Below are 14,584 nucleotides of genomic sequence, written 5' to 3'. Positions count from 1 at the left end.
GTTACTTTTGTAAATACCTCTCCCTATTTTTTAACAATTCCTTAAACATTAATCCATGTTTTACACTGTATTCCTTAACAACATTTCGGTACAATACAAATACAACGATTTTAAATGAGGTGATGTTCATGGCAAAGCGCTATGAAAATATGGATAATGTTAGTACAAAAAAATCAATTCGCTCTTTTTTACGCTGGCGTAAAGAACGAAAGCAAAACAAAAAAGATTTTTCTTTCTTAGTAGAACAATCACCCGTTAAACAAAGTGCATTTTTGCAAAGTAATGTTGAAAAAACGACTATCACATGGATTGGGCATTCCACTTTTCTTATCCAAACGAATGGACTTAATATATTAACAGATCCAGTATGGGCTAATAAATTAAAGCTAGTTCCAAGACTTACAGAACCTGGACTCTCTATAGAAGCACTACCTAAAATTGATATTGTCCTTATTTCACATGGTCATTATGATCATTTAGATTTTTCAACTCTTCGTCAGTTGAATGATGATGTTCTATATCTTGTACCTATTGGATTAAAAAAATTATTTACTCGTAAGAGATTTAAACATGTAGAAGAGTATAAATGGTGGGAAAGTACGATAATTAACGAAGTTTCTTTTCACTTCGTACCTGCTCAGCACTGGACGAGAAGATTCTTATTTGATATGAATACGTCTCACTGGGGCGGATGGATTATTGATAATGAAACGACTATGGAAACCATATATTTTTGTGGCGACAGTGGCTATTTCCAAGGTTTCAAAGAAATTGGTGAACGCTTTTTAATTGATATTGCTCTTATGCCCATTGGCGCTTATGAACCAGAATGGTTTATGAAAGTATCTCATGTTTCACCTGAAGAGGCCGTGCAAGCTTATTTAGATTTAAACGCTACACATTTTATACCAATGCATTACGGAGCTTTTGCACTCGCCGATGAAACACCTCGTGAAGCAATAACTAGACTTCGAAATAATTGGAATTTGCGCATGTTACCGTGGGAACAACTGCATGTACTCTTTTTAGGTCAAACTTTTATTTATAGTAACGCAACAAATGATAAGCAAATAAACGAAAAAATTGAAACTTTACATGTGTAACGTAATGACTGATTTTCTATATCCAACATATAATATAGAAAATCCTATAGTGAAACTTTAATTAGTGGGATTTCTTCATCCCCACTGATTATTTGCCTTCACCAATCAAGCTTTTACGGGCAGCCCGCTACCTAACCTCTTTGCTCCAGCTAAATTTAAGGTAGAGAGTTTTACTGTCCGCAAATAGCGGGATAAAGGGTGTTTTCTATGAATGAATATTTACAGACTCGCTATATCATTAGCGGTAGTGCCTGTGTAGCTCTTCTTATTTCTTACTTTCTATTTACATAAAAAAGCTACTTGAAATATATTTTCAAGTAGCTTTTTTATTACTCTGCTAAATACATAAATCCGATTGCGCCCGGACCTGTATGAGTACTAATAATAGGCGTTGTATAAAAAATTTCTGATTGAGCAAATCCACTCACTTTTTCAACCGCCGCTTTCATACTTTCAGCTAAAGGAATTGCTTTCGCATGCGGAATTGCAACAGCTTTTACGACTTTTCCAGCCGTATCTTGCTCAAATAACTTAGCTAATGTTTTTACAATTTGGCCTTGGCTACGAACTTTCGTTACAGGATTATAAACACCGTCTTCAAGACTAGCAATTGGCTTTATATTAAGTAGCGAACCGATAAACGCTTTTCCTTTACCGATACGTCCACCCTTCACTAAGTTTTCTAATGTATCCACTACTACATATAAACGAGTATTCTTTCTTACTTCATCTACACGTTTTAAAATTTCTTCTAGTGAGCGTCCGTCATTTGCCATTTTTGCAGCTTCAATTACTTGATATGCTAAAGCATGTGTAATAAATTGAGAATCAACAACCGTTACTTTTGTATCAGTCATTGATGCAGCGCTATTTGCAGTTGCTACAGTACCGCTCATTCCACTTGTCATATGGATAGAAAGGACTTCGCTTCCATCTTCCCCTAGCTTGTCATACATTTCTACAAATGTACCCATAGCTGGTTGTGATGTTTTTGGTAATTCCTCTGATTTAATCATTTCTTCAATAAATTCGTCAGGTTGTAAATCAACGCGATCTAAATATGTTTGTCCATTTACAGAGATTGATAATGGTAAAACATGAATGTCATACTTTTCGATTACGTCTTGTGATAAATCTGCCGTTGAATCTGTTACAATTTTAATTTTTTGCATACTATACTTCTTCCCTTTCCAATACGCTCTCCTTGTTATTATACTAGTATTCCCATTGCTTTCAACAATTTGGAACGAAATTTCATCAAATTAATTATATTTTCATATCTAAAATGAAAAAGACAGAGTTTACTAACCCTGTCCGTACTTCGTATCATGCATTTTTTTCAAGGGTATTTGTTTTATATACATTTAAATAATCATTCCACTTCAAACAATTTTGTAAATATTCACGGAAAGAATACGAAAATCTTGGGTGTTTTTGTCTTTGAATTTTTGCAATAAATAATTGAAGACGAGACTGAATTAGAAACGATAATGGATGCTGTGCCTGTAGGACAGGGATTTCGAATATTTTAATGCAATCCCCTGTTGAATGAGTGAAATAAAAACTTTTCGTAATCACAATATCAATCCTCTTTTTCATTGGATTTTTGAACTTCCTCTACTTTGCGCTGTAACACGTTGTTTAAAGTGGAGTAAAATCAGACTTATATGATTTCTGTAGTCCTTATGGCTAGAAGATTTATACTCTATTCATCTCCACCTAATTCACCTTCCCGTCCTAAATATCTCTGAGACGGGAATCTCATTATCCATCAATTGTTTAATACATTTAGTATAAGCTTATAAAAGCGCAAAGTTTGTCTAAATTTTGGAGATTCTATAATTTTTTTCTTCTATATATTGTATACGTTTATAGCTATAGTATAACAAATAAATAAAAAAGTGCCTTTATAACGAGGCACTTTTCGACTGCATTTCTTCTCTTTTCTTTTTCCTCTTACTAACAACCTTTGATAACGCAATACTTACTTCATAAATACAAATAAGCGGCACTGCAACTAAACTATGAGATAAAAAGTCTGGCGGTGATATACAAGATGCAATGATAATTAATGCTACGTAAGCATACCTTCTTATTTTTATTAAAAATTCCGCCGTAAGTATTCCAATACTAGTTAAAAACATTACAACGACTGGCAATTCAAAAATCACAGCAAATGGAACTGTTAAATTAAGTACAAAATGAAAATACTTTTCTGTCGTAAACATCGTATTAAACATTTCATTACCTATCGTAGTTAAAAAGTGAAATAGAAACGGCATTACAATGAAATATCCAAAACATAAACCTGCGAGAAATAATATAGACAATACCGGTATATACATTATTGTCATCTTTTGTTCATTTGGATGTAAACCCGGTTTTACAAATAACCAAATTTGTATAGCAGCAAAAGGAATTGTACAAACGATAGCAAATACTGTAGCAATCGAGAAAAAAATCCACAATACATCACTTGGACCGAGAACAGTTAATTTCATTGGTAAATCTTTTACAAGCCAAAAATAAATATCCTTTGTAAAAGTAAATCCAATAATTAAAAATAGTACAAAGGATAACACCGTATATATTACTCTTTTTCGAAGCTCAACAATATGTTCTACTACGCTCATTTCCCGATCTTCCATCTCGTTCACCACACTTTATTTATCCATTACAAGGAAAATACACTACATTTTTTCTTTCTTTTCCTTTTCTTGAAATGCGTCATCTGTCAATTCTTTCGTTGATTTTTTAAACTCTTTTAACGTTTCCCCTAAAGCCTTCCCGATTTCCGGCAATTTTTTAGGTCCAAATAAAATGAGTACTGCTACTAAAATTAAAATTAACCCTGGAAAGCCAATATTTGAAAACATTTCCCCATCCCCTTTATTAGTAGTTTCCTTGTCCTACTATTACATAATTTTATTTTGTCAAAAAAGTTTGAAAACGTCAACAAATCCATTGTCTTTTATCAAAAAAATTCAAAAATATAATCAATTATACAAATTTCATTTTCTATTGCTCTTGTGTATGATATGGTAAGGGAAATGACATATTATTTTATGATAGTAGAAAGGATTTGCATTATGACTGAAAAAATGACACGAATGACCCAATTTGTAAAAGAAGAAATTGCAAATGCAATTACACATGGTATCGGTGCCATTTTAAGCATCCCTGCCTTAATCATATTGATTATTCATGCTTCTAAGCACGGTACCGCATCAGCTGTAGTTGCATTTACTGTTTATGGTGTAAGCATGTTCTTACTGTACTTGTTTTCAACATTACTACATAGCATTCATCATCCTAAAGTAGAAAAAATATTTACTATTTTAGATCATTCAGCCATTTACTTATTGATTGCTGGCACGTATACTCCTTTTCTACTTATTACACTTCGTGGCCCATTAGGATGGACGTTGCTTGCTATAATATGGACACTAGCAATCGGAGGTATCGTCTTCAAAATTTTCTTTGTACGTCGCTTTATAAAGGCTTCAACCTTATGTTACATCATTATGGGTTGGCTCATAATCGTTGCCATTAAACCACTTTATGAAAATCTAACTGGACATGGTTTTTCACTACTTTTAGCAGGTGGAATTTTATATTCTGTCGGAGCTATATTCTTCCTTTGGGAAAAGCTACCTTTCAACCATGCCATATGGCACCTGTTCGTTTTAGGTGGTAGTGCGATGATGTTCTTCTGTGTACTCTTTTATGTCTTACCTACAGCATAATAAAAAAGGATTCAGCTTACTATAAGCTGAATCCTTTTTTATTACTTATGTAATTGTGATGCGATAACTTCCTGTGTATGCTTCGTTAATTCTTTAATATCCATATTCGCATAATCTTCAGGTGTAATCGGCTTAGAAATTGTTACTGTTGCATGAGCTGGCTTCATACGATTTCCATTCGCTTCAAACATCTTATATGTACCATCTAACGTTACAGGTAAAATTGCTACACCTGACTTTACTGCAAGATGAAAACTACCAGCCTTAAACTCTCCAACTTCGCCACCCTTACTTCTCGTTCCTTCAGGGAAAATTACGATAGAATGTCCATTCTTTAATAGTTCAATTCCATCTTTAATCGCTTGAAGAGATTGACGACGATCGCTACGATCCATAAATACACAATTCATAAGTTCCATCCAAGTTGGTACAACTGGGAACTTTTTAATCTCTGCTTTTGAAACGAATCCAATTGGTTTATTTAAGTAACCTAGTAAAACAGGGATATCCATATTACTTTGGTGATTACTTACAACTAGTACTGGCTTGTCTTTCGGAACATTTTCAAGTCCTTTCACTTCTACTGCCCCTCCAGCTACACGTACCATTTTCTTACCAAACCAATTTGTCGTTTTATACACAGCATTATCTTTTTCTTTTGGCGCCATCGTATTTACTTGTCTTTTAAGACGCCACATTCTCGGTGTAATCGCAATTACGATTAAAATTAAATAAAAGATTTTAAAAAACGTTTGAATCATACAGAACCCCCACCTATTATCATTCCGACCTTCATTATACTAGACAAACGAAGGAAAAAGAAGAAAAAAAGTCCAAACAGCAAGTGTTTGGACTTTTTAAGCATTCTATATTAGAAACGTTTTGCTAATTCACGAGCATTAGCAATTGCTGCTTCTTTAATTTCTTGTGCTTTTTCAGGGTTTGCATTCATACCTTCAACTGCGATATATTCAGTATCATTTACACCGACAAATCCTAATACAGTCTTTAAGTGATTGCGACCGAAGTCTACAGCTGCGTATGCTCCTTCAGAATATACGCCACCTGTTGCCTGAATGTGAAGTGCTTTTTTACCTTCTAATAAGCCGACTGGACCATTTTCAGTATATTTGAATGTTTTACCTGCGATTGCTACGTTATCTAAGTATGCTTTTACTACTGGTGGATAGCTAAAGTTCCACATTGGAGTTACGAATACATAACGATCTGCATTCATAAATGTTTCTAAGTTTGTGTTCATTGCTGCTACTTTTTGTTGTTGAACTTCAGTTAAAGCTTCAAAGCCTTCACCTGCTGCAAATTTACCCCAAGCAGCAAATACATCTGCATCAATTGCTGGTACTGTAGTATTGAATAAATCAATTGTTACAACTTCGTCTTGTGGATGTTCATTTTTATAAGCTTCGATGAAAGCTTCCCCTACTGCCATTCCGAAAGAACCTTCTGCTGAATTTGGATTTGCTGTAATAAATAGTACTTTTGTCATTGTATTCTCTCCCTTTTTTCTCTTTATCTTTAATTCAAGATTTATTTTTTAAAAGTTAACAACTTACCTTATGTAAGTATAATACAAAAAGTTTTAATCAATGTCAATAAAAAATAGCTACTTTTTTTTCGTAAGTTAATGATTTACTTTGTTTCCTTAAAATTTAGTATACAGATATTAAGAACTCTTTCATATAAAAAGGCTACCTCTACAACTTATAGAGATAGCCTTCTATTACATATTATTTTTGAAATACATGTTTTACTTTTTCAGCTGGAATATTACTTCCGCCTCTACCTTTTACATCTTCAATCATCATTGTAATGACCATATCTGGTGAATTTAAATCAAATGCAGCGAACCAACCTAGTTCTTTTCCTTCGGCCTCTTTTGATACTTTTAATTCCGCTGTACCTGTTTTTCCAGCAAGAGTCATGCCATCAATTTTAGCAATTTTCCCTGTACCATCTGGATCATTAATTACTTTCGTCATTGCAGTTTTTAATATATCCTGATTTCCTTTAGAAATTACATTTTCTTTCCAAGCTTTTGGTTGTTTATCTGTTTTAATAATATACGGTGACGGAATCGTTCCATCATTTACAATTGGCGCATACGTTAAAGCTAAATGAAGAGGAGTCATTAATACTTGTCCTTGTCCATATCCTGTATCTGCCATTTGAATATCATTTTTAATGCCGTCATTTGCAATTTTAGAAGCAGGGAATCCATATTCAATTGGTAGTTTCTCATCGAATCCGAATTTTTTCGCTTCACTCATAAACTTGTCTTTTCCGATTTTTAAAGCTTCTTGTGCGAAGTAAATATTATCCGAGTATTTCATCGCCTTATCAAGATCAATCGGATTTGCATCTTTCACACGCGTTACATAGTAATTACCCCAAGAAGAATCTTTTGTCCATTTTAATCCTTCAATTTTCAACTCTTCTTTTGGATCAATCGTTTTCGTTTCAAGACCAATTGCAGCTGTAATAGGTTTAAATACAGAACCTGGTACCGACAATTGTGTAAAGCGATTTGTCATTGGTTTTTTCGGATCATTATTCCACGCTTCGCGTTGTGCCTTTGATGTCCCTCGTGCAATTATATTAGGATCATATGCTGGACTACTTACTAGTGCAATTGTTTCTCCACTTTTCGGATTAATTGCTGCACTTGAACCAGCTTCGCCCTTCATTTCATTATACGTTTTTTCTTGAACAACACTATCAATAGTTAAAGTTACATTTTCTCCATCAACAGCATCTGTTTTTGCTAAATTTTTAATTTCTTTTCCTTGCGCATCTTCTACAAAGACACGGCCACCTTTTTTACCGCGTAGCTTTTCCTCTAATACTTGCTCTAAGCCAGCTTTACCAACTGGGTCATCAGCTTGATAGCCTTTCTTTTGTAGCGTTTTTAAATCTTCAGCATTTACCTTTCCAATATAACCAGTCAGATGAGCTGCCGCTTCCCCTAACGGATATGTACGAACATTTACAGGTTTTGTTGAAACACCTGGTAAATCAATGTACGTATTTTGTGTTGCCCCTTCAGGCAAAATTCCAATTGGTACGAGATACCCTGGTTTTACCCATTTAGCAGCTAATTTTTGATCAATTTCTTCTACAGACATATTTAATAACTTCGCTACTGTTTCTTTCGTCTGCGGAGCAGTATCGCCTAACTTTTCAGGAATCAATCCGATTTCAGAAGCTTTCCCATTCGTTGCAAGACCTTTTCCATTACGATCGTATATTTCACCACGTTTTGGCTGTGTTGTCTGCATACGCACTTTACTATCTTTCGTCATGCCAGGGAAAATAAAATCAGGAGTCCAATCTATTTTCCAAGATTCTTTATCTCCATCTTTTTCTTTCACCATTTTTGCTTCATGACCAAATGTGATTTTACCACCAACTGTATCCATGCTTACTTTAAAAGGAACAGGACCTTCATCTTTTTTATCTTCTTTTACTTCCCCTGTTTCTACCTTTAAGTCTTTCACTTCGATACCAGAATAAATTTTTTCATATTTCTCAGTAAACTCTTTCTTTGAAATATCTTTTTTTGCATTTTTTGATAGTTGATCATACATATCTGCAAATTTTTGTTTATTCCACGCTTTTACATATGTATCAAACGCTTCTTGTGGTTTTTCTTCTTTACCACATCCAACTAACATGAATGTTAAGCAAAGAAAAAGAATCCCCCATATCTTTCTCAATCGATTCTCCTCCTCTTTCTATATTAGTACTTTTGAAAATTTTAGCATTTTTACATGCTACCTATCATTATAGCACTATCGAATCTCATCTATAAACTTATATTGGTGAATACAAATAAAAAGATTGACGTGAATTCTCACATCAATCTTTTTTATTATTGTTGCTTCTCATATACATGGTAATAATACGTATACGGGTTTTTTTCATCCGTTAAACCTTTTTCTACAAAAATCTCTTTCCAATTTGTCATATCCATTTCTGGGAAGAATGTATCTCCTTCAAATGCATAATGGATTTTTGTTATATATAACTTGTCTACATAAGGTAAAAAGAGATCGTAAATTTGCGCTCCGCCAAAAATAAAAATCTCTTCTTCATTTTTACATAGTTCAAATACTTCTTCTACAGAATGAACAACTTCACAGCCTTCAACATGATACCCTTCATTACGAGTTACAATAATATTACGTCTTCCAGGCAGTGGTCTACCAATCGCTTCATAGTTCTTTCTTCCCATAATAAGCGGGTGGCCCATCGTTGTTTTCTTCACGTATTGTAATTCACTCGGTAAACGCCAAGGTAAATTATTATCTTTACCAATTACTCTATTTTCGTCCATCGCGACCATAAATGAAACAATCATTTTTTCATCTCCTCTACAATTATACTGCAACCGGTGCTTTAATTGCTGGATGCGGATCGTATCCTTCAATCATTAAATCTTCCATTTCAAAATCAAACACAGATTTCACATCTGGATTTAATGTAAGTTTCGGGAATGGACGTGGTTCACGTGCCAATTGCTTTTCTACTTGTTCAAAATGATTTGTATAAATGTGTGCATCTCCAATTGTATGAACAAATTCTCCTACTTCAAGACCACATTCATGTGCAATTAAATGTGTTAGTAGTGAATAACTTGCGATGTTAAATGGAATTCCAAGGAATATGTCACCACTTCTTTGATATAGCTGACAAGAAAGTTTTCCGTCCGCTACATAAAATTGGAATAATGTATGACAAGGCGGTAATGCCATACTCGGTACGTCTTCAGGATTCCAAGCAGAAACGATTAAACGACGTGAGTCTGGTGTTTTTTTAATCATTTCAATTACATCTTTTAATTGATCAAGTGTCTCACCAGCTGTCGTTTTCCAAGCACGCCATTGTTTACCGTAAACGTCTCCTAAATAACCATATTTATTTGAGAACTCATCATCTTCTAAAACGTTCTTTTTAAACAATTCCATTTGCTCATCGTACTGTACTTTAAATTCTTCATCTTGTTGTGAGCGAAGACCAAAATCAGTCATGTCAGGACCAGTATACTCATCACTTTCTACCCAGCTCTTAAACGCCCATTCATTCCAAATGTTATTATTATGCTGCAATAAATAGCGAATATTTGTATCACCTTTCATAAACCAAAGTAGTTCACTTGCTACAAGGCGAAATGGTACTCTTTTTGTCGTTAATAAAGGAAATCCTTTGCTCAAATCAAAACGCATTTGATATCCAAATACAGATACAGTTCCTGTCCCTGTACGATCTTCTTTCTTCGTACCATGTTCCATTACATGGCGGCATAAATTTAAGTATTCATTTTCAGCATGTTTCATATGTAGGAAAACCTTCTTTCAATCGTATATGGAATTTATCATAACATGAAAAATGGTAAATTTAATAATCTTAATTAATAAAATTTCTTGCGCTAATTCTTACAAAATTATTAACTTTCCATATTTTAAAAGGTTTTCATTTTCTATTACCGAAAGTATAGTGCGGTAGATCAAAATTTATATTTGGAGGTTAGAAATATGTCTAAAATTGAAACACCTGTTATGACTTCTTTACAAACCACGGTTGAAAAAATGATGAAGGATTTAAATGTTCCTGGTGTTGCTGTCGCTGTTATAAAAGACGGTGAAGTTATTCTTTCAGAAGGTTTCGGCTATCGTAATATAGAAACAAAAGAGGCTGTTACACCGAATACTCGATTCGCAATCGGTTCCTCAACGAAAGCGTTTGGTACACTTTCATTAAGCTTGTTAGCACAGCAAAAAAAGTTTAATTGGGATGCTCCTGTCTCGTCTTATATACCTAACTTTACTTTATCTGAACTACTTGCTAGCTCACAAGTTACAGGACGGGATTTAGCTTCTCATCGAACTGGAGTGAGTCGTCATGAGGCTCTTTGGTACAGTTCTTCCTTATCTCGAAAAGATCTCGTTGAAAAAATAAAACATTTACCACTTGATGCACCGTTCCGGACTGCATTTCTATATAACAACTTAATGTATGCAACAATTAGCTACATTGTTGAAAACATTACAAATCAAACGTGGGAGCAATACACTACAGAACATATTTTAGAACCTTTAAATATGAGACATACAAACTTCTCTGTTAACGATTCACAAACTACAGATGATTACGCTTTACCTTACATTGAAAATGACGGTGAAATAAAAGCAGTTCCATTCCGTAACATCGATACAGTTGGCGCTGCTGGGTGTATTAATTCCACAATTGAAGATATGACAAATTGGGTACTTCTCCACTTAAATGAAGGAAAATTTGGAGATCATGAATTAATCTCCTCTGAATTATTACAACAAATGTATACACCACACAATTCAATTCCAGACCAACCGGTTTTATCACTCCCTGAATCTCCATTAAATAGTTACGGTCTTGGTTGGTTTATTAGCGCTTATCGTGGTAAAAAAGTGATTCATCATGGCGGTAATATCGATGGATTTTCAGCGCTTGTTTCATTCATACCAACAGAAAACATAGGCCTTGTCATTTTAACGAATGCTGGAGGAACATTACTTCCTACTTATCTCGCTAATCAAATTTATGACGAACTACTTGAATTAGAATCCATTGATTGGCATAAACGTGCTGTAGAAGATACTAAAAAAATGAAGGAAATGATGAAAGAAGCAACTGAATCCCTCCCTGAACAAATTAAAGGGACTACACCTTCGCACAAGTTAGAGGATTATACTGGTACTTTTGAACATCCTGCATACGGAACATTACAAGTATACAAACGAGATGATTCGTTATATGTACAATTTATGGAAATGGATATTCAATTAGGGCATCATCATTACGACATCTTCTCCACAAAAGTTGACTTATTCCAAATGAAAATGAGCTTATTATTCGCTTATGAAATGAATGTAAGTGGTGAATTCCCATCCCTTCAGTTACATGTACCAGCTACATTAAGTACTCAGCCGCTTACATTTAAGAAAATTAAATAAGTATCTTGATGGTAAAAAATAAAGGTAGGTGCGAATCACACCTACCTTTTCTATTTCATATCAATCTTATCTGGTTGAAACCAAATTGGCTTGGATAACTCAAAGTTATTATGATCCTCTAAAACTATAGTAAGACGCTCTAACATATCATCTAACATATGCGGCGCTGCTCGTAATGTCCAGACAACTGAGGAGAAAACTGTCATGCCAATATACACCGTGTATAATTTCCAGAACTCCTCTGGTATTTTCCTATTAAAGTATCCTTCTATTTGTCCAATTGAATACGGAATACTAATATCCCTTGCAAACAGTGCAATTTTTACGAAATCATGAATTGGGTCGCCCCAGTCATAGCCATTAAAATCAACAACACCTACATATTTTCCATCCCGTACAATTATATTTTCTAAATGAAAATCATCGTGTTGAAATCGATTCGGGCGGCTCTTTAAATATATTTCATTTTCCTCTATAAACTTTATGATTTTATCATCATTTTTTATTTTTATTCCGCATGTTTTGTATACCTCTACATATTTACTATGTTTTTTCATAGCTCTTTCATACCATGGAAGTATATCCTTAGGAGCTTCAAATGTATGCATTTTTGCTAAATCTTTTCCTGCCTCTATACCAATATCATATTGTTCTTTTGGTGAATACGTAGGCAATAGCTTCTTCGCATCTTCCCCTTCTAAATATGAAAAAATACTATAGCATACACCTTCTTCTTCCAATATACCTATTTCAATTGGCCTTTGTGCCTGTACGTTACGTTTTACCATTTCATTTAAAATTTGAAACTCTATTTTCTTTCTTTCATACTCTTTTATATCGCCTGTCCGAAATAAATATTTTTCATTATTTGCATTCGTAATTATATATTTCTTATCAGGCGAAAAACCTTTAGAAATTTCTTCAATATTCGCTGCATCTTTTACTATTTGTATATTGCTTTGCCGTGCTGTAATTATCTTCATATCTATTCCCCTTACATTTCTGCATTTGGTGTATAGGCAACTTCTACAATAAATCCATTCGGATCGTAAAAATCAATCGTATAGTAACCTTCCGAATAATGATTCATTTCAATTGGACCACGTATTACCTTCACTTTCGTACTAGAAAGAAAATCTGCTACTTCATCAACTACTTCTCTATGAATAGCTTGATAACAAATATGTCTAGGCCCTAACGTCCTTACAATTTCCTCATCTACTTCTTTAAAGTATATTTCACTTTCTCCTGTGCTATATGCTACTTCATTTAACTTTCTCCACCCAATTATGGAAAACAACTTATTATAAAAAGAAATGGACTCCTCTAAATTTGCTACCCAAAATTCAATATGATGAATGCCTGCTCGCAGTGTATTCATATTAAGAATACGCTCCTTGTACTACTTGCACAATTTCCATCGGCTTATGAACCATGTAATCTGGTGCATCTTTTTTCACTGTTTCAATAACATCATATCCCCAAGATACCCAAATTACGTTCACTCCAGCCTTTTTACACGCTGCTACGTCTCGCTGTTCATCACCGACATATAACATATCTTTCTCTGTTATCTTTTTCGATTTTAAAAATCTTTTTATCATCTTGTCTTTACCGAACAAATTTTTAGAACAATACACTTCTTGTATATTTTCTATATCATTCTTTTGTAAAAACGCCCGAATATGCTCTTCTGAGTTCGATGATATGACTGCAATTCCGTAGCCTTTTTTATGTAGTTCATCTAATACTTCCTTCATCCCATGGAACAAAATAAGATCTTTTATAGCAGGTTGATACAATTTATAAAACTCCAGCGCTAATATCGGTAGTTTATACAGTGGTACATCGAGTTGTTTACATCTCTCCGCCATCGTTAACTTGCGTAAATACTCAATTTCTTCTTCTCTTACCGTTTTATATCCGTGCTTTTCAGCAATTTGATTATAAATTGGTACAAATATATTTTGTGAATCTACTAATGTGCCATCAAAGTCAAAAACAATATATTTTTGCATTCCCATACTCCCTTTGCTTCTTTTTTCTAAACCTATGTTATTCAACAACATGGTTGTCTGTCCCTTCTATAAAAATAAAAAAGAACAAGATTTTCTCTTGTTCTTTTTAAGAAAGCCATTTCGGCGGTACATTCGTATTCCAATAAATATTTCCTAACTCATGATGTCCTGAGTATCCATCATCAAAACGATGATAATGGAAATTAAAATAATAACCATCTTGCGGTGGATGATCTCTTCTTACATGGAAACGCAATAAATCATTTCCTGATTTCGTATCGTAGACATGAAAAATCTTTTCATTATTCCCACCAGCTGGTTTTTGAGAAATCGCTAATGATTGTAGTGAATCTTCTGGTACATCACTAGCAAGCTCAGCAATTGCCTCTTCAATCTTTGGTAATATTACATCTTTAAATTCATCTTCAATTACTGGACCAATTTTAGTACCAAACTTTTGCATCGACTGCTTCTCTGCTTCTTGCATCGCATAAGTAATAAAAGTATCGGTGGTTAACCTGTCATTCGTTTCTTCATATGTATAGGACGTACTCTCCAAACTTTGTTGCCCAGCTGTGCTCGTAGGCTTGTCCGCAGCTTTGGCATTATCAAGCAATATGGAAGGAGGCGTCACTAAACCAAATGTAAATACGGTAATTAATGCGACTAAGGTTTTTCTAAACCAATTTGGCATTTATGTTCCCTCC

Annotated in this window: 16 protein-coding genes; 3 read left to right on the top strand and 13 right to left on the bottom strand. The window is 34.1% G+C overall.

Features of this window, described 5'->3' with window-relative positions; genetic code table 11:
• Nucleotides 1–128 precede the first annotated feature (128 nt).
• Nucleotides 129–1,103 (top strand): MBL fold metallo-hydrolase, encoded by a 975-nt coding sequence (locus MKY21_RS11105; protein WP_016117735.1) that lies wholly within the window; start codon nucleotides 129–131, stop codon nucleotides 1,101–1,103.
• Between the two features lie 329 nt (nucleotides 1,104–1,432).
• Here the strand turns inward: MKY21_RS11105 and MKY21_RS11100 are convergent, their stop codons facing one another.
• The 4 genes from MKY21_RS11100 to MKY21_RS11085 form a co-directional block, all read right to left on the bottom strand.
• Complete coding sequence (locus MKY21_RS11100) at nucleotides 1,433–2,275, bottom strand: DegV family protein (protein WP_001169470.1); 843 nt, start codon at nucleotides 2,273–2,275, stop codon at nucleotides 1,433–1,435.
• A gap of 154 nt (nucleotides 2,276–2,429) precedes the next feature.
• Complete coding sequence (locus MKY21_RS11095; RefSeq protein ID WP_000629013.1) at nucleotides 2,430–2,681, bottom strand: DUF2535 family protein; 252 nt, start codon at nucleotides 2,679–2,681, stop codon at nucleotides 2,430–2,432.
• A gap of 329 nt (nucleotides 2,682–3,010) precedes the next feature.
• Nucleotides 3,011–3,751: a twin-arginine translocase subunit TatC gene (tatC, locus tag MKY21_RS11090; protein ID WP_000390120.1), complete on the bottom strand. Its 741-nt coding sequence runs from the start codon at nucleotides 3,749–3,751 to the stop codon at nucleotides 3,011–3,013.
• A gap of 42 nt (nucleotides 3,752–3,793) precedes the next feature.
• Nucleotides 3,794–3,979, bottom strand: a complete 186-nt coding sequence (locus tag MKY21_RS11085) for a twin-arginine translocase TatA/TatE family subunit (protein WP_000492443.1) — start codon at nucleotides 3,977–3,979, stop codon at nucleotides 3,794–3,796.
• Between the two features lie 213 nt (nucleotides 3,980–4,192).
• Here MKY21_RS11085 and trhA point away from each other — a divergent pair, with 213 nt between their 5' ends.
• A complete protein-coding gene (trhA, locus tag MKY21_RS11080; protein ID WP_000136889.1) occupies nucleotides 4,193–4,849 on the top strand; it encodes a PAQR family membrane homeostasis protein TrhA in 657 nt (218 codons plus the stop codon).
• Nucleotides 4,850–4,890: 41 nt separating this feature from the next.
• Here the strand turns inward: trhA and MKY21_RS11075 are convergent, their stop codons facing one another.
• The 5 genes from MKY21_RS11075 to MKY21_RS11055 all read right to left on the bottom strand — a co-directional run bounded on the left by MKY21_RS11075 (nucleotide 4,891) and on the right by MKY21_RS11055 (nucleotide 10,203).
• The gene (locus MKY21_RS11075; RefSeq protein WP_000616577.1) at nucleotides 4,891–5,610 is read right to left on the bottom strand and encodes a lysophospholipid acyltransferase family protein; all 720 of its coding nucleotides are present in this window, start codon (nucleotides 5,608–5,610) and stop codon (nucleotides 4,891–4,893) included.
• A 110-nt stretch (nucleotides 5,611–5,720) separates the two neighbouring features.
• Nucleotides 5,721–6,356, bottom strand: coding sequence for an FMN-dependent NADH-azoreductase (locus MKY21_RS11070; protein WP_000170025.1), 636 nt, complete (start codon nucleotides 6,354–6,356; stop codon nucleotides 5,721–5,723).
• 241 nt (nucleotides 6,357–6,597) lie between these two features.
• Nucleotides 6,598–8,583 (bottom strand): penicillin-binding protein 3, encoded by a 1,986-nt coding sequence (gene pbpC, locus MKY21_RS11065; RefSeq protein ID WP_001227248.1) that lies wholly within the window; start codon nucleotides 8,581–8,583, stop codon nucleotides 6,598–6,600.
• A gap of 155 nt (nucleotides 8,584–8,738) precedes the next feature.
• On the bottom strand, nucleotides 8,739–9,227 hold the full coding sequence (locus MKY21_RS11060) for a dihydrofolate reductase (RefSeq protein WP_000637207.1): 489 nt from the start codon (nucleotides 9,225–9,227) through the stop codon (nucleotides 8,739–8,741).
• A gap of 19 nt (nucleotides 9,228–9,246) precedes the next feature.
• Nucleotides 9,247–10,203, bottom strand: coding sequence for a thymidylate synthase (locus MKY21_RS11055; RefSeq protein ID WP_044795539.1), 957 nt, complete (start codon nucleotides 10,201–10,203; stop codon nucleotides 9,247–9,249).
• Nucleotides 10,204–10,401: 198 nt separating this feature from the next.
• Between MKY21_RS11055 and MKY21_RS11050 the strand changes: the two genes are divergently transcribed.
• On the top strand, nucleotides 10,402–11,859 hold the full coding sequence (locus MKY21_RS11050; RefSeq protein ID WP_044795538.1) for a serine hydrolase: 1,458 nt from the start codon (nucleotides 10,402–10,404) through the stop codon (nucleotides 11,857–11,859).
• Between the two features lie 50 nt (nucleotides 11,860–11,909).
• Here MKY21_RS11050 and MKY21_RS11045 read toward each other — a convergent pair whose 3' ends face one another.
• The 4 genes from MKY21_RS11045 to MKY21_RS11030 all read right to left on the bottom strand — a co-directional run bounded on the left by MKY21_RS11045 (nucleotide 11,910) and on the right by MKY21_RS11030 (nucleotide 14,571).
• Entirely contained in the window at nucleotides 11,910–12,842 is a 933-nt protein-coding gene (locus tag MKY21_RS11045) for an aminoglycoside phosphotransferase family protein (protein WP_341076248.1), read from the bottom strand.
• 11 nt (nucleotides 12,843–12,853) lie between these two features.
• A complete protein-coding gene (locus MKY21_RS11040) occupies nucleotides 12,854–13,240 on the bottom strand; it encodes a VOC family protein (protein WP_001094668.1) in 387 nt (128 codons plus the stop codon).
• A 1-nt stretch (nucleotide 13,241) separates the two neighbouring features.
• Nucleotides 13,242–13,877, bottom strand: a complete 636-nt coding sequence (locus MKY21_RS11035; protein ID WP_001987851.1) for an HAD family hydrolase — start codon at nucleotides 13,875–13,877, stop codon at nucleotides 13,242–13,244.
• A 106-nt stretch (nucleotides 13,878–13,983) separates the two neighbouring features.
• Complete coding sequence (locus MKY21_RS11030) at nucleotides 13,984–14,571, bottom strand: YpjP family protein (protein ID WP_001134421.1); 588 nt, start codon at nucleotides 14,569–14,571, stop codon at nucleotides 13,984–13,986.
• Between the last annotated feature and the right edge of the window lie 13 nt (nucleotides 14,572–14,584).

Origin of the sequence: Bacillus sp. FSL R9-9497, from assembly GCF_038005805.1 — a bacterium.
Taxonomy (GTDB): Bacteria; Bacillota; Bacilli; order Bacillales; family Bacillaceae_G; genus Bacillus_A; species Bacillus_A cereus.
This window is presented reverse-complemented; position numbering and strand designations above follow the sequence as displayed.